Origin of the sequence: Stutzerimonas stutzeri (assembly GCF_002909485.1) — a bacterium.
GTDB classification, from domain to species: domain Bacteria; phylum Pseudomonadota; class Gammaproteobacteria; order Pseudomonadales; family Pseudomonadaceae; genus Stutzerimonas; species Stutzerimonas stutzeri_AH.
This window is the reverse complement of record NZ_PPXG01000008.1, coordinates 115,984-130,708: the sequence shown is the minus strand read 5'-3', so window position 1 is coordinate 130,708 and position 14,725 is coordinate 115,984. Positions and strand designations below refer to the sequence as shown.

Below are 14,725 nucleotides of genomic sequence, written 5' to 3'. Positions count from 1 at the left end.
CCAGACGCTAACAGTTCAGCCGTTTCCAGCAATCCACTACAGAAGGATGGCGCAGTGCTTGCTGCAGTGCTTATTTCATTCCTGGGCGCGATCCTCGCCAGGTTCATCGTAGGCCGTACCTTTCCCCATGGGGGTTGGGTGGCTTCGCTATTGCCCGCCGGGCTATTCGTGTTCTTTCTGGCGAAGGGCGCCAGCCTCCCGGAAACCGGGGTCATCATCGAAACGCTGGAGTGGGTACCGGCGCTGGGCATTTCGCTGAGCTTTCGTCTCGACGGCTTTGCACTGCTGTTCGTCCTTCTGATTACCGGCATAGGCACGCTGGTGACGATCTACGCAGGCGCTTATTTCTCGCATTCACCAAGGGAAGAGGGCGCGCGCTTTCTGACCCTGATACTGCTGTTCATGACCGCAATGCTGGGAACCGTCCTATCGGATAACCTCATTGTGATGTTCGTGTTCTGGGAGGCGACCAGCCTGTTGTCGTTCTTGCTGATCGGCTTCAACTCCCACCGCGCTCAAGCGCGCAAGGCCGCCCTGCAATCGCTGATTGTGACCGGCGGCGGCGGATTGGCTTTGTTCGGCGGCATCTTGCTGATCGGCATCGCGCTGGGCACTTTTTCGCTGTCCGAGGTTGCGCAGCGTGCACCTGAGCTGCTGGCCAGCCCTCTGGCGGTGCCAGCGATGATCCTGATCATGCTCGGAGCCTTCACCAAATCCGCACAGCTGCCTTTTCATTTCTGGCTGCCGCAGGCAATGGAGGCTCCGGCTCCGGCATCGGCGTACCTGCATTCGGCAACCATGGTCAAGTTGGGCGTGTACCTGCTGGCCCGCTTCGACCTCATATTCGAGGGCATCCCGGCTTTCGGCTCAACCCTGGTCATCGTCGGTAGTCTGACCATGTTGGTGGCGGCGGTTCGGGCGCTGTCCACCGATGGGTTCAAGGAAGTCCTGGCGCATTCCACGGTGGGTTCACTGGGGGTGCTGGTGATGCTGATAGGGCTGGACGGCGATTATTCGGTCACCGCGCTGATCGCCTTCATCATTGCCCATGCGCTGTACAAGGCGGCGCTGTTCTTCTGCGCCGGTACCACCATCCATGCAGTAGGCGAGGGGCGCCTGAGCAAGATCGGCGGGCTTGCCAGACGCCTGCCGATGACAACGCTGGCAGCCGGAATGGCAGCGATCTCGATGGCCGGATTGCCGCCGACATTGGGCTTCATCACCAAGGAATACCTGTTCGAGAGCCAGCTCAATGCGTCTTCGGGTTGGGTCGTGGTGGCCGTGGCGGTGCTCGTCAACGCGGTATTTGCGGCAATCGCCGGGGTCGCGGCAATCCGTCCCTACTACCTCGGCAAGACCCGCAGCGAGGTGAAGCATCCGGAGACGCTGGGCCTGTACCTTGGGCCGCTGGTTCTGGGCGGTCTGGGCTTCCTATTCGGCCTGGCCCCGGATTTCCTCGTGCGCGGGCTGATACAGCCGGCCAACGATGTGCTGGTCGGGCATACCGTGGACCTGTCCTTTTCGCTTTGGCATGGTTTCACGCCGATGCTCGCACTGAGCGCCACCGTGGTCGCATTTGCCGGCGGGCTGATCGCCTACTGGCACCGCATTCACTACGCGCTGTCGCTGAAGAAAGCGCTGGCGCGGGTGCTCGGCGATTTCGGCTTCAATGCGCTGTTTGCCGGCACCCTGCGGCTGGCTGAGCGCTGCACGAGGTTCTTGCAGAACGGAGACCAGCATCGCTACACGTCCACCGTCGCTGCGGCGGTGCTGTTGATTATCGGCTACGGCGTACTGGCCAGCGGTACCCGCCCGGTGTTCACCCTGACTGGCGGACGTTTCGACCTACCCTCGGTCATCGTCTTGCTGCTGATGTGCCTAGGCGCCTTCGCTGCCACCCGTACCCCCTCACTGCTGCGCGCGATGATCGCGGTCGGCGTGGTGGGTTTTGGCTCGGCACTTATTTTCCTGCTCAACGGAGCACCAGACGTGGCGCTCACCCAGTTCTCGGTTGAGGTGCTGATGGTGCTGATTCTGGTAGCACTGCTGCTGCGCATCCCGGAGCGCGCAGCCTCGACCCGCCAACCACGGGAAAAACGCCTGGATATCCTGCTCTCTGTAGGTTTTGCCCTAGTCATATTCATTGCACTGGCCGCCACGGTGGCATTGCCGCTGGACGGACGGATCTCTGATTTCTATGCCGCGACCAGCTATCTGGAGGCCCACGGCCGCAATGTGGTCAACGTGGTGCTGGTGGACTTCCGGGCCATCGATACCCTTGGCGAGGTCATAGTGGTTGCCTTCGCCGCGATGAGCGTGTGGGGGCTTCTGAGAGGCGCGGCGTCGCGCAGGAGGAGCGCTCCATGAACTCACTCATCTTTGCCGCCTTCTCGCGGATTCTCTTCGGACTGATGCTGATCGTTTCGTTGTACGTGCTCTACCGCGGGCACAACGAGCCCGGCGGCGGTTTCGTCGGCGGACTGATCGCAGCGGCTGGGTTCGCCACGCTGGCACTGGCTCGGGGTGTAGAAGTCGCACGCGCTACATTGCGCTTCGAGCCAATGACGGTAATCGGATTTGGCATCCTCGCCGCTCTGCTCGGCGGGTTGCCTGGCCTGTGGCTGGATGATTCTTTCCTGGCCCACCAGTGGGCGATCCTCGGCAGCTTTCACATCGGCACGACGTTGCTGTTCGATATCGGCGTCTACCTGGTGGTGTTGGGCGGCATCCTTTCCCTGATCCTGCGTTTCTACGAGGGCCTCTGACATGTATCTGCTCTTCGCATTTGCCATTGCCGTGATCGCCGGTTGCAGCCTCTACCTGATCCTGTCGCGACACATCGTACGGATCCTCCTGGGCGTAACGATGCTGTCAGCGGCGATTAACCTGGTGATATTCCTGTCGGGTCGGATTGTCTCGAACGTACCGGCGGTGATCCGCGCCGGAGAGACCAGCTTGCAGACCGACGCCGCCAATCCGTTACCCCAGGCCCTGGTACTCACTGCAATCGTCATCGGATTTTCGCTGACCGCTTTTTTTGCTGCGCTGGCTTTGCAGACTTATCGCAGCTTCGGCAGCGTCGATACGCGCCAAATCGGCGCAGCCGAGCGCTTGGGTTCGCCGTTCCACGCAACTAAGGATCGTCCGTGAGCGGATTCTTTACCCTTCATGCGCCCCTCTGGCCGGTTCTGCTGCCGATTCTCGGCGCCGGCCTGGCGACTTGCCTGTGGAAACAACGTCGCGCCCAGCGCTTTGTAACCGGTCTGTGCATAACTTTGCTACTGGTCGCCTCGGTGCTGCTTCTTGCTGCGGTTTACCAGCAGGGCGTGCTAGCCATCCGCTTTGGCGGGTGGGAGGCTCCCTTCGGTGTGGTCTTCGTCGCTGATCCACTGGCCGCAGCGATGGTGGCGATCACCGGCATCCTCGCCGCGGCAGTAATGACGTTTGGTATGGCCGACATCCGTCGCCGCGAGGAACAGGCGGGCTTTTACCCGTTGCTGCTGGGCATGCTGGCCGGTGTCAACGGCGCCTTTCTCACCGGCGACATCTTCAACCTGTATGTCTGGTTCGAGGTGATGCTGATCACCGCAATGGGCTTGCTGTCGATCGGTCGCAACCGTGCGCGGCTCGATGCAACGATCCGCTATGCGGTGCTTAATCTGTTCTCCACCTTACTCTTTCTGACCGGGGTAGCGCTGCTCTACGGGGCAACTGGAACGCTGAACATGGCGGACCTCGCAAGAGTACTGCCCGAGACTGAGCCGTCGATCAATCTGACCCTTTCGGCACTGCTGCTGCTCTGCGGCTTCGGTATCAAGGCCGGTTATTTCCCACTTTTTTTCTGGCTGCCCGCGTCGTATCACACGGCATCAATCACCGTCTCGGCAATTTTCGCTGGCCTGCTTACCAAAGTCGGCGTGTATGCCTGCTTCCGGGTCTTCACCCTGATCTTCAGCGTTGAAGACAGCGGCATTCGCGAAATCGTCGCGGTGTTGGCCGCTGGCACCATGCTGTTCGGAGTATTCGGCGCGGCGGTTCAGTGGGATGTTCGGCGGATCCTTTCGTTCCACATCGTCAGCCAGATCGGTTACATGCTGCTCGGCCTGGCGATTTCCACCCAGGCGGCGCTGGCCGGCGCGATCTTCTACATCATTCACCACATCATCGTGAAGGCGAATCTGTTTCTCCTCGCTGGGGCCATCCACAGAGCTTCAGGCACCTTCGACCTGCGCAAGAGCGGCGGTTTGATGTACCGCAATCCTCTGCTGGCGGCGCTGTTTCTGATTCCGGCGCTGTCACTGGCCGGGCTTCCACCCTTGTCCGGTTTCTGGGCGAAGTTCCTGGTCATCGACGCCAGCTTCCGCGAGGGCGAACACTGGCTGGCGGGCCTGGCACTGTTCGTCGGCCTGTTGACCCTCTATTCGATGACCAAGATCTGGATGGAAGCCTTCTGGAAAAAGCCGGTATTGCCCCGCGCCGAGGCACGCCGGGTACCGCTGCCGATGTTGCTGGCGATCGCGTCGCTTGGTGCGCTCACCCTGGCAATCGGCCTCATGCCGCAAGCACTGATCCTGTTTTCTCAGACCGCGGCCGCCGCGCTGCTGGACCCCAGCGCATACCTTTCGGCGGTATTGCCGCCCAATCCGATCCAAGAGGCTCTCCCATGAAGACAGGCCTGCTGCGCCGAGTGCGCGATGTGATCGAACTGCTTGGCATCTATCTTTACGAGCTAATCGTCTCCTCCGTTGTAGTGGCCCGTGCAGCCTTCGCACGCAGCCCCAACATGCAAAGCTCGATCATCGCCGTGCCGATCGAGTTGCGTACCGACTTGGGCGTTGCGGTACTGGCCAGTCTGGTCTCGCTGACGCCCGGCAACTGCGCGCTGCATGCCAGCGCCGATCGTCGTCTTCTTTACGTTCACGCGCTGGACGGTAGGGCGCCAGAGCAGATCATCGCGTCGATCCGCCATGTATTCGAACGCCGTATCGCGCGCATCGAGAGGTGGTGAGCATGATTGGAATACTGCTTACCTTGGTCATGGTTCCGTTGGGCCTAACCCTCTGGCGAATGATCGTCGCACGTACGCTGGTCGATCGAGTGGTGGCGCTGGACATGCTGACCGGCGTAGGTGTGGCCATAGCCGCGCTAGTCGCCGCCATGACGGGGCGTAGAGAGTTCCTCGACGTGGGCTTCGGTCTCGGGCTGATCGGCTTTGTTGGCACCTGTGCGTTCGCTGTCTTCATCATGCGCAAAGGGAGGAGTCAGCAATGATCGATTTTCTGGCTGTGGTCTTCATGCTGGCTGGGGTGGTCTTTCTGTTCGCCGCCATTTTTGGCCTGCTGCGCTTCGCCGATCCGCTGCAGCGAATACATGCCACTACCAAGTCCGGTACGGTCGGCGCGGGGCTGATTCTGGTGGGGGTGATGATCCATATGGGTGATGGCCAAGCCACCTTCATTGGCACAGCAACAGTGATCTTTCTGATGCTGACCATCCCTATTGCCGGCCACCTGCTTGGCCGTGCCGCCTACGTATCCGGTGCTCGACTCGACGGCCTGCATGGCGAGGATGCCCTTGAAGGGGTCCTCGAGCGTAGCCCGCTGACCCTCGACGAATGTCTGGAGCACAACGACCAGCAACACCCAACGGACCACCGTTAACCTCGCCTATGTGCTTCTCCTCACGCCCAAGCATTGTCAAACAACCGAAATAAGGCCTGTTGATAACCACCCTCCAGCTAGGTAGATAACATGGAGCTAAACCCTCTGGATAACTCCCCTGTGCATAACAATCGTTTTTATCAACAGGCCTTCCACTAGAACCGCACCGGTACCTACCAGGCGCAGCACAGCCTTTCTAAATCCTGCGCGCTTAGTGATGCAAGGCCTCTAGCGACTTATCCACAGATATGTCGCTCACCATTAATAATCATATAAACAAGCTCTTTATATATTTCTTCTTTATTTTTATTTATGCGGACGTGGGATCAACAGCTCGATGGTTGGTCATTTTTTGCTCAAAGCCCTTCTTTAGCGCCGCCTAAGCCCCTATACTTCGCGGCTTCCCGAATTCCCATCTGAAACAGGCACGAGGTGCGTGGTGGACTTCCCTTCCCGTTTTGACGTGATCGTTATCGGCGGCGGCCATGCCGGCACCGAAGCTGCGCTTGCAGCGGCACGCATGGGCGTGAAGACCCTGCTGCTCAGCCACAATGTCGAAACCCTAGGGCAGATGAGCTGCAATCCTGCTATTGGCGGCATTGGCAAGAGCCACCTGGTCAAGGAAATCGATGCGTTAGGCGGCGCCATGGCTACCGCTACCGACAAAGGCGGTATCCAGTTTCGGGTGCTCAACAGCCGCAAAGGCCCAGCGGTTCGAGCTACCCGAGCGCAGGCCGACCGAGTGCTCTACAAGGCCGCTATTCGTGAAGTCTTGGAAAATCAGCCCAACCTGTGGATATTTCAGCAGGCCGCGGATGACCTGATCGTCGAACAGGATCAGGTACGTGGTGTAGTCACGCAGATGGGATTGCGCTTCCTTGCCAGCTCCGTAGTACTGACCACCGGAACCTTCCTCGGCGGACTTATCCACATTGGTCTGCAAAACTATTCCGGCGGTCGAGCGGGCGATCCGCCCTCAATCGCCTTGGCCAAGCGCCTGCGTGAGCTGCCGCTCCGGGTGGGCCGTCTGAAAACCGGTACACCTCCACGTATCGACGGACGTTCGGTGGATTTCTCACTGATGACCGAGCAGCCAGGCGATATGCCGTTGCCGGTAATGTCATTCATGGGAAACCGCGAGCAGCATCCGCGTCAGGTCAGCTGCTGGATTACCCACACCAACGCGCATACCCACGAGATCATTGCTGCCAACCTCGACCGTTCGCCGATGTATTCCGGCGTGATCGAAGGTGTGGGTCCGCGCTATTGCCCGTCTATCGAAGACAAGATCCATCGTTTTGCCGATAAGGACAGCCATCAGGTGTTCCTTGAGCCGGAAGGCCTGACCACCAACGAGCTGTACCCCAACGGCATTTCTACTTCGCTGCCTTTCGATGTGCAGCTGCAGATCGTGCAGAGCATTCGCGGGATGGAAAATGCGCATATCGTGCGTCCGGGCTATGCCATCGAGTACGACTATTTCGACCCGCGCGACCTCAAGTACAGCCTTGAAACCAAAGTGATCGCTGGCTTGTTCTTCGCTGGCCAGATCAATGGCACTACCGGCTACGAGGAGGCAGGTGCGCAAGGACTCCTCGCCGGCGCCAATGCCGCATTGCGCGCCCAGGGCAAGGACAGTTGGTGCCCACGACGCGATGAGGCCTACCTCGGCGTGCTGGTCGATGACCTGATCACCCTAGGCACTCAAGAGCCCTATCGCATGTTCACCTCGCGTGCGGAGTACCGGCTGATTCTGCGCGAAGACAATGCCGACCTGCGCCTTACCGAAAAGGGCCGCGAGCTCGGGCTGGTTGACGACGCCCGTTGGGCAGCGTTCTGTGCCAAGCGCGAGGGGATCGAACTCGAGGAGCAACGGTTGAAGAGCAGTTGGGTACGTCCAGGCACGGTACAGGGCGATGCTATTGCTGAACGCTTCGGCAGTCCTCTGACCCGTGAGTACAACCTGCTCAATCTGCTGGCGCGGCCGGAAATCGACTACCAGAGCCTGATCGAACTGACCGGCTCCGGCGCTCAGGATCCCCAGGTCGCCGAGCAGGTGGAGATCAAGACCAAGTACGCCGGCTACATCGAACGCCAGCAGGAAGATATCCAGCGGCTGCGGGCCAGCGAAAACGTCGTGCTGCCAGAAAATCTCGACTACACGACCATTCCCGGGCTGTCCAAGGAGATTCAGCACAAGCTCGGTCTGGCTCGGCCCGAGACGCTTGGACAAGCCTCGCGTATTCCAGGCGTCACACCAGCGGCGGTGTCGTTGTTGATGATTCACCTGAAGAAGCGCAGCGCCGGTCAGCAGCTGGAGCAAAGCGCCTGATGAATCTGGTCAGTGACGCCCATGCTGCCGAGCTCGTTCGTGGCGCCGGGGAACTCGGCATCGAGTTGAGTGAAGGACAACAGCAGCAGCTGCTTGCCTATCTGGCTCTGCTGATCAAGTGGAACAAGGCCTACAACCTCACTGCGGTACGTGACCCTGACGAAATGGTGTCACGTCACCTGCTCGACAGCCTGAGTGTGGTGCCCTTCGTCGCCGAGGCGGGCCGGACCTGGCTGGACGTCGGCAGCGGTGGCGGCATGCCTGGCGTACCACTGGCGATCCTCTTTCCTGACCGGGACTTCACGCTGCTGGACTCCAACGGCAAGAAGACGCGCTTTCTGACACAGGTCAAGCTGGAACTGAAACTGACCAACCTTGAGGTCGTGCACAGCCGAGTCGAGCAATTCCAGCCACTGGCGGCCTTTGACGGCATCACCTCGCGCGCCTTCAGCTCGCTAGAGGACTTCGCCAATTGGACGCGCCACCTTGGCAATGTCAGCACTCGCTGGTTGGCCATGAAGGGCGTACAGCCGGACGACGAGCTGCAACGGCTGCCCGCTGATTTTCGCCTCGATGCCTGTCACGTACTCAAGGTTCCCGGTTGCCAAGGCCAGCGCCATCTGTTGATACTGCGCCGCACTTCATGACCCGGACAGACACTGACCATGGCTAAAGTTTTCGCCATTGCCAACCAGAAAGGCGGTGTCGCCAAGACCACCACCTGCATCAACCTGGCGGCTTCTCTGGTTGCTACCCGCCGGCGCGTGCTGCTGATCGACCTCGATCCTCAGGGCAATGCCACCACGGGTAGTGGTGTAGACAAGCTCGGCCTCGAATATTCGATCTACGACGTGCTGATCGGTGCATGCAGCCTGGTGGATGCCATGCAGTTTTCCGAGCATGGCGGCTACCAATTGCTGCCGGCGAACCGCGATCTAACCGCGGCCGAGGTGGCGTTGCTGAATCTGCCGGCCAAGGAAAAGCGCTTGCGCGAAGCGCTGGCTCCGGTACGTGAGAACTACGACTACATCCTCATCGATTGCCCGCCATCGCTGTCAATGCTGACTATCAACGCATTGACTGCTGCCGATAGCGTGATCATTCCCATGCAGTGCGAGTACTACGCCCTCGAGGGGCTTACCGATCTGGTCAATTCGATCCAGCGCATCGCACAGGCGCTCAATCCGAGCCTGAAGATCGAGGGTCTGTTGCGCACCATGTACGACCCGCGCAGCAGCCTGACCAACGACGTTTCCGAACAGCTCAAAGCGCATTTCGGCGACAAACTCTACGACACCGTCATTCCGCGCAACGTCCGGCTCGCCGAGGCCCCGAGCCACGGTATGCCGGCGCTGGTCTACGACAAGCAATCCAAGGGCGCTCTGGCCTATCTGGCCCTGGCGGGCGAACTGTCGCGACGCCAGCGGCGGTCGGCCCGTGGTGCCCCCGCATAAGGACTATTCATGGCGACCAAGAAAAGAGGTCTAGGACGGGGACTCGACGCCCTGCTCGGCGGCGCCAGTGTTACGGCGATGCAGGAAGAGGCTGCGAAGGTCGATACTCGTGAACTCCAGCATCTGCCGCTGGAGCTGATCCAGCGCGGTAAATATCAGCCGCGCCGCGATATGGATCCCCAAGCCCTGGAAGAGCTGGCCCAGTCGATCAAGAATCACGGTGTGATGCAGCCTATCGTCGTGCGCCCGATCAGCGGTGGCCGTTACGAGATCATCGCCGGCGAACGCCGCTGGCGCGCCTGCCAGCAGGCTGGACTGGAACGCGTACCGTCACTGGTCCGTGAGGTGCCGGACGAAACCGCCATCGCCATGGCGTTGATCGAGAACATCCAGCGCGAAGATCTCAATCCGATCGAAGAGGCTGTGGCGCTTCAGCGTCTGCAGCAGGAATTCCAGCTTACCCAGCAGCAGGTGGCCGACGCCGTTGGCAAGTCGCGGGTTTCCGTGAGCAACTTGCTGCGCCTGATCGCCCTGCCCGAAGAGATTAAAACGCTGCTGTCCCATGGTGACCTGGAGATGGGCCACGCGCGTGCCCTGCTTGGTTTGCCGGCGGACCAGCAGGTAGAGGGTGCGCGGCATGTTGTCGCACGTGGACTCACCGTTCGGCAGACCGAGGCCTTCGTGCGCCAGTGGCTGACTAGCAAAGAAGCGCCCAAGGCCGAGGTCAAGGTGGATCCTGACATCAGCCGTCTGGAACAGCGTCTGGCCGAACGCCTGGGCTCGCCGGTACAGATCAAGCACGGCCAGAAGGGCAAAGGGCAGCTGGTGATCCGCTACAGTTCGCTGGATGAACTGCAGGGTGTACTGGCTCACATTCGTTGATACAAAATTTTTGTAGTGCCAGTCGGAAATTACTACCTGAGTGTTGAACCCTGGCTGGCCTGCTCCTATACTCGCCGCGCTTTTTTGACTGCGGACAATTATTTACGCAGCCTGCTGCGACGATGGAATTCAGGTGAACATACACAACAGAACACCCTTCCATCGTCTCCCGGCTTTTCGCGTTTTGCTGATTCAGGCAATGGTCGTAGTAGTGACCGCTGTCTCATGTGGGTTGGTTTTTGGTATTGTCGCCGGCTACTCCGCGCTGCTCGGCGGTCTGATTGCGCTGTCGGCGAACGTGTATTTCGCGTACAAGGCTTTTCGTTACTTTGGCGCACGCTCGGCCAGGGCGATCATTCAGTCCTTATGGTCTGGGCAGATGGGGAAACAAATTCTGGCAGCAGCGCTTTTTGCGCTGGTGTTCGTGGGAGTGCGACCGCTGGAGCCGGTTGCCCTGTTCGTCGGTTACGTGCTGGTACTAGGCACCTCCGCGAGCGCGCTCCTGCTGATGAAAAATAATCCGAAGCATTGAGCATTGAGGCGCGCATATGGCGAGTACCCCGGCGGAATATATTCAGCATCACCTGCAAAACCTGACCTACGGCAAGCTGCCGGCTGGCTACGAACGCGTTGACGGAACCGTGATTGACCAGGCTACCTGGACCATCGCGCAAACTTCGGCTGAAGCACAGGCAATGGGCTTCATGGCAGTCCATCTGGATACCCTGGGCTGGTCGCTGTTCGCGGGCTTTCTCTTCATCGGCATCTTCGCCATGGCTGGTCGCTCGGCAACTTCGGGTGTGCCAGGCAAGCTGCAGAACATGGTAGAGATGGTTGTCGAGTTCGTCGAAGGCATGGTCAAGGACACCTTCCACGGTCGCAATCCGCTGATCGCGCCGCTGGCTCTGACCATCTTCATGTGGATCCTGCTGATGAACAGCCTGAAGTGGATCCCGGTCGATTACATACCGGGCATCGCCCACCTGCTCGGCCTGCCGGCGTTCAAGATCGTCCCGACGGCTGATCCGAATGGCACTTTCGGTGTGTCCATCGGCGTGTTCTTCCTGATTCTTTTCTATAGCGTCAAGGTCAAGGGCTTCAGTGGTTTCAGCAAGGAGCTGGCATTCACGCCCTTCAACCACTGGTCGCTGGTGCCTTTCAACCTGTTCCTCGAGATTCTCGGTCTGCTGACCAAGCCGCTGAGCCTTGCGCTGCGTCTGTTCGGCAACATGTATGCCGGTGAGGTGGTGTTCATCCTCATTGCGCTGCTGCCGTTCTACGTACAGTGGACCCTGAATGTGCCGTGGGCGATCTTCCACCTCCTGGTGATCCCGCTGCAGGCCTTCATCTTCATGGTGCTGTCGATCGTGTACCTGAGCGCGGCCCACGAGGACCATTGAGACGCGAAAGCGACCGTAAACCCGTAGCAAACTTGAACTGCAACTCTAACCTCTGAAAACCTAGGAGTAATCATGGAACTCGTAATCATCGCTGCCGCCATCATCATTGGTCTGGGCGCTCTGGCCACCGGTATTGGCTTCTCCCTGCTGGGCGGCAAGCTGCTGGAATCCACTGCTCGTCAACCGGAACTGGCTCCGCAGCTGCAGACTAAGACCTTCATCATGGCTGGTCTGCTCGACGCCGTGCCGATGATCGGCGTTGGTATCGCGATGTACCTGATCTTCGTTGTTGCCCCTGGTATGGCTGCTTAATTCGCTGACCCGTCCGAGCGGCAGGGCGTTGCCCTGCCGGTTAGGCTTCAGCACCCGGGAAACAACGAGATAGCATGAGGTAGATCAGTGAACATTAATCTGACGCTGTTCGGTCAAACGATTGCCTTCGCTATTTTCGTCTGGTTCTGCATGAAGTTTGTTTGGCCGCCTATCACCAGCGCCATGCAAGCTCGCCAGAAGAAAATTGCCGAAGGTCTGGATGCTGCCGGCCGCGCTCAGCGCGATCTGCAACTGGCCCAGGAAAAAGCTTCCCACTCGCTCCGTGAAACCAAGGAGCAGGTTGCCCAGATCCTCGAGCAGGCGAATAAGCACGCCAATCTGATTATCGAGGAAGCCAAGCAGCAGGCTCGCTCTGAGGGTGAGCGCCTGATCGCCGGTGCCCGCGCCGAGATCGAACAGGAAGTGAACCGCGCCCGGGACGAACTGCGCACTCAGGTTGCGGCTCTTGCCGTTGCTGGTGCGGAGAAGATCCTGGAGTCCCATGTGGACGCCAAGGTGCACAACGAGCTGGTCGAAAAACTGGCCTCCCAACTCTAAGCGAGGCAAGCGATGATCAATACCCAGACGCTTGCTCGGCCTTACGCGAAAGCCGCTTTCGAGTTCGCCAGCGCCGCAGGAAAGACCGACTCCTGGTCCAAAATGCTGAACCTGGCCGCCATCGCTGTTGAAGTCCCAGAAGTCGCAGCGTTGCTGAACGACCCCCGCCTGTCTAGCGAAAGCAAGCTTCAGGGGCTGGTGCGTCTACTCGGTGACGATGTGGATGAAGCTTTCCGCAACTACGTCCAGACCCTTGGCGAGAACAATCGCCTGTCGGTCCTGCCGACCGTGTGGGAGCTGTACGAGGACATCAAGGCGCAAGCCGAGAAAACGCTTGAAGCAGAAGTTGAAACCGCTTTCGAGCTCAGCAACGAGCAACTCCAAACTTTGGCTGCCGCCTTGTCGAAGCGGCTAGATCGCACCGTCAACCTCCAGCAGGCCGTTAATCCTGCGCTGATCGGCGGCGTGTTGATTCGCGCCGGTGATGTGGTTGTCGACGGTTCGATCCGCGGCAAACTGAGCCAGTTGGCCGAATCGTTGAAATCCTGATTTGAGGGTCATGGCATGCAGCAACTGAATCCTTCCGAGATAAGTGAAATCATCAAGCAGCGCATCGAGAAATCGGATGTCGCTGCTCAAGCCCGTAATGAGGGCACCGTCGTCAGCGTTTCTGACGGTATCGTACGCATCTACGGTCTTGCCGACGTCATGTACGGCGAAATGATCGAGTTCCCTGGCGGCGTCTTCGGTATGGCACTGAACCTGGAGCAAGACTCCGTAGGTGCTGTGGTTCTGGGTAACTACCTGGGCCTGACCGAAGGCATGAGCGCCAAGTGCACCGGCCGCATCCTCGAAGTTCCGGTTGGTCCGGAACTGCTGGGCCGCGTGGTCGACGCACTGGGCAACCCGATCGATGGCAAGGGCCCGATCAACGCTCAGGCAACTGATGCGGTCGAGAAGGTCGCGCCGGGCGTCATCTGGCGTAAGTCGGTAGACCAGCCGGTTCAGACCGGTTACAAGTCAGTCGACGCCATGATCCCGGTAGGCCGTGGCCAGCGTGAGCTGATCATCGGTGACCGTCAGATCGGCAAGACCGCCCTGGCCATCGACGCCATCATCAACCAGAAGAACAGCGGCATCCGCTGCGTCTACGTTGCCATCGGTCAGAAGCAGTCGACCATCGCCAACGTTGTTCGCAAGCTGGAAGAGCATGGCGCCATGCACAACACCATCGTTGTGGCTGCGTCGGCCTCCGAATCCGCTGCGCTGCAATTCCTGGCTCCGTATGCCGGTTGCACCATGGGCGAGTACTTCCGTGATCGCGGTGAAGATGCACTGATCGTTTATGACGATCTGTCCAAGCAGGCTGTGGCTTATCGCCAGATCTCCCTGCTGCTGCGTCGTCCGCCGGGACGTGAAGCCTACCCGGGCGACGTGTTCTATCTCCACAGCCGTCTGCTGGAGCGTGCATCGCGCGTGTCCGAAGAGTATGTCGAGAAGTTCACCAAGGGTGCGGTGACTGGCAAGACCGGTTCCCTGACCGCTCTGCCAATCATCGAAACCCAGGCTGGCGACGTTTCTGCGTTCGTTCCGACCAACGTGATTTCCATCACCGATGGTCAGATCTTCCTGGAATCGGCCATGTTCAACGCTGGTATCCGTCCGGCCGTTAACGCCGGTATCTCGGTATCCCGTGTGGGTGGCGCCGCTCAGACCAAGATCGTCAAGAAGCTGTCCGGTGGTATTCGTACCGCTCTGGCTCAGTACCGTGAACTGGCTGCGTTCGCGCAGTTTGCTTCCGACCTAGACGAAGCGACCCGTAAGCAGCTGGAGCATGGTCAGCGCGTCACCGAGCTGATGAAGCAGAAGCAGTACGCGCCGATGTCCATCGCCGACATGTCCCTTTCCCTGTACGCCGCCGAGCGTGGTTTCCTGACGGACGTGGAAGTGGCCAAGGTTGGCGCCTTCGAGCAGGCCCTGATCGCCTTCTTCAACCGCGAGTTCGCCGATCTGATGGCGAAGATCAACGTGAAGGGTGACTTCAATGACGAAATCGACGCTGGCCTCAAGGCTGGTATCGAGAAGTTCAAGGCCACTCAAAGCTGGTAAGCCGCAGCGGGGGCCGAA

The 14,725-nt window shown here is 59.6% G+C and carries 17 protein-coding genes; all 17 read left to right on the top strand.

The features are described 5' to 3' along the window. Nucleotides 1-54: 54 nt before the first annotated feature. The 17 genes from mbhE to atpA all read left to right on the top strand — a co-directional run bounded on the left by mbhE (nucleotide 55) and on the right by atpA (nucleotide 14,707). Nucleotides 55-2,367, top strand: a complete 2,313-nt coding sequence (gene mbhE, locus CXK91_RS18575; protein WP_103457546.1) for a hydrogen gas-evolving membrane-bound hydrogenase subunit E — start codon at nucleotides 55-57, stop codon at nucleotides 2,365-2,367. After that, nucleotides 2,364-2,765: an MnhB domain-containing protein gene (locus CXK91_RS18570; RefSeq protein ID WP_103457545.1), complete on the top strand. Its 402-nt coding sequence runs from the start codon at nucleotides 2,364-2,366 to the stop codon at nucleotides 2,763-2,765. The genes mbhE and CXK91_RS18570 overlap by 4 nt, the downstream gene beginning before the upstream one ends. A 1-nt stretch (nucleotide 2,766) precedes the next feature. Continuing rightward, on the top strand, nucleotides 2,767-3,150 hold the full coding sequence (locus CXK91_RS18565) for an NADH-quinone oxidoreductase subunit K (protein ID WP_103457544.1): 384 nt from the start codon (nucleotides 2,767-2,769) through the stop codon (nucleotides 3,148-3,150). Further along, nucleotides 3,147-4,667: a Na+/H+ antiporter subunit D gene (locus tag CXK91_RS18560; protein WP_103457543.1), complete on the top strand. Its 1,521-nt coding sequence runs from the start codon at nucleotides 3,147-3,149 to the stop codon at nucleotides 4,665-4,667. Before CXK91_RS18565 ends, CXK91_RS18560 begins: the two co-directional genes overlap by 4 nt. Continuing rightward, complete coding sequence (locus CXK91_RS18555) at nucleotides 4,664-5,008, top strand: Na+/H+ antiporter subunit E (protein WP_103457542.1); 345 nt, start codon at nucleotides 4,664-4,666, stop codon at nucleotides 5,006-5,008. Before CXK91_RS18560 ends, CXK91_RS18555 begins: the two co-directional genes overlap by 4 nt. Nucleotides 5,009-5,010: 2 nt before the next feature. Next, a complete protein-coding gene (locus tag CXK91_RS18550) occupies nucleotides 5,011-5,271 on the top strand; it encodes a monovalent cation/H+ antiporter complex subunit F (RefSeq protein ID WP_103457541.1) in 261 nt (86 codons plus the stop codon). Then, nucleotides 5,268-5,660, top strand: a complete 393-nt coding sequence (gene mnhG / locus CXK91_RS18545) for a monovalent cation/H(+) antiporter subunit G (RefSeq protein ID WP_103457540.1) — start codon at nucleotides 5,268-5,270, stop codon at nucleotides 5,658-5,660. The genes CXK91_RS18550 and mnhG overlap by 4 nt, the downstream gene beginning before the upstream one ends. A 439-nt stretch (nucleotides 5,661-6,099) precedes the next feature. After that, nucleotides 6,100-7,992 carry a tRNA uridine-5-carboxymethylaminomethyl(34) synthesis enzyme MnmG gene (mnmG, locus tag CXK91_RS18540; RefSeq protein ID WP_103457539.1) on the top strand — a complete coding sequence of 631 codons (1,893 nt, stop codon included), beginning with the start codon at nucleotides 6,100-6,102 and terminating at the stop codon, nucleotides 7,990-7,992. Then, nucleotides 7,992-8,639 carry a 16S rRNA (guanine(527)-N(7))-methyltransferase RsmG gene (rsmG, locus tag CXK91_RS18535; protein WP_103457538.1) on the top strand — a complete coding sequence of 216 codons (648 nt, stop codon included), beginning with the start codon at nucleotides 7,992-7,994 and terminating at the stop codon, nucleotides 8,637-8,639. Before mnmG ends, rsmG begins: the two co-directional genes overlap by 1 nt. A gap of 18 nt (nucleotides 8,640-8,657) precedes the next feature. Beyond that, on the top strand, nucleotides 8,658-9,446 hold the full coding sequence (locus CXK91_RS18530; protein WP_103457537.1) for a ParA family protein: 789 nt from the start codon (nucleotides 8,658-8,660) through the stop codon (nucleotides 9,444-9,446). Nucleotides 9,447-9,455: 9 nt separating this feature from the next. Further along, nucleotides 9,456-10,328: a ParB/RepB/Spo0J family partition protein gene (locus CXK91_RS18525; protein ID WP_103457536.1), complete on the top strand. Its 873-nt coding sequence runs from the start codon at nucleotides 9,456-9,458 to the stop codon at nucleotides 10,326-10,328. Nucleotides 10,329-10,461: 133 nt separating this feature from the next. Then, nucleotides 10,462-10,860, top strand: a complete 399-nt coding sequence (locus tag CXK91_RS18520) for a F0F1 ATP synthase subunit I (RefSeq protein ID WP_103457535.1) — start codon at nucleotides 10,462-10,464, stop codon at nucleotides 10,858-10,860. A 16-nt stretch (nucleotides 10,861-10,876) separates the two neighbouring features. Then, the gene (atpB, locus tag CXK91_RS18515) at nucleotides 10,877-11,728 is read left to right on the top strand and encodes a F0F1 ATP synthase subunit A (RefSeq protein ID WP_103457534.1); all 852 of its coding nucleotides are present in this window, start codon (nucleotides 10,877-10,879) and stop codon (nucleotides 11,726-11,728) included. A 72-nt stretch (nucleotides 11,729-11,800) separates the two neighbouring features. Further along, a complete protein-coding gene (gene atpE, locus CXK91_RS18510) occupies nucleotides 11,801-12,040 on the top strand; it encodes a F0F1 ATP synthase subunit C (protein ID WP_003284846.1) in 240 nt (79 codons plus the stop codon). 87 nt (nucleotides 12,041-12,127) lie between these two features. Further along, nucleotides 12,128-12,598 (top strand): F0F1 ATP synthase subunit B, encoded by a 471-nt coding sequence (locus CXK91_RS18505; protein WP_103457533.1) that lies wholly within the window; start codon nucleotides 12,128-12,130, stop codon nucleotides 12,596-12,598. A gap of 12 nt (nucleotides 12,599-12,610) precedes the next feature. Continuing rightward, nucleotides 12,611-13,147, top strand: a complete 537-nt coding sequence (locus CXK91_RS18500; protein WP_103457532.1) for a F0F1 ATP synthase subunit delta — start codon at nucleotides 12,611-12,613, stop codon at nucleotides 13,145-13,147. A 15-nt stretch (nucleotides 13,148-13,162) separates the two neighbouring features. After that, the gene (gene atpA / locus CXK91_RS18495) at nucleotides 13,163-14,707 is read left to right on the top strand and encodes a F0F1 ATP synthase subunit alpha (protein ID WP_103457531.1); all 1,545 of its coding nucleotides are present in this window, start codon (nucleotides 13,163-13,165) and stop codon (nucleotides 14,705-14,707) included. Nucleotides 14,708-14,725 lie beyond the last annotated feature (18 nt).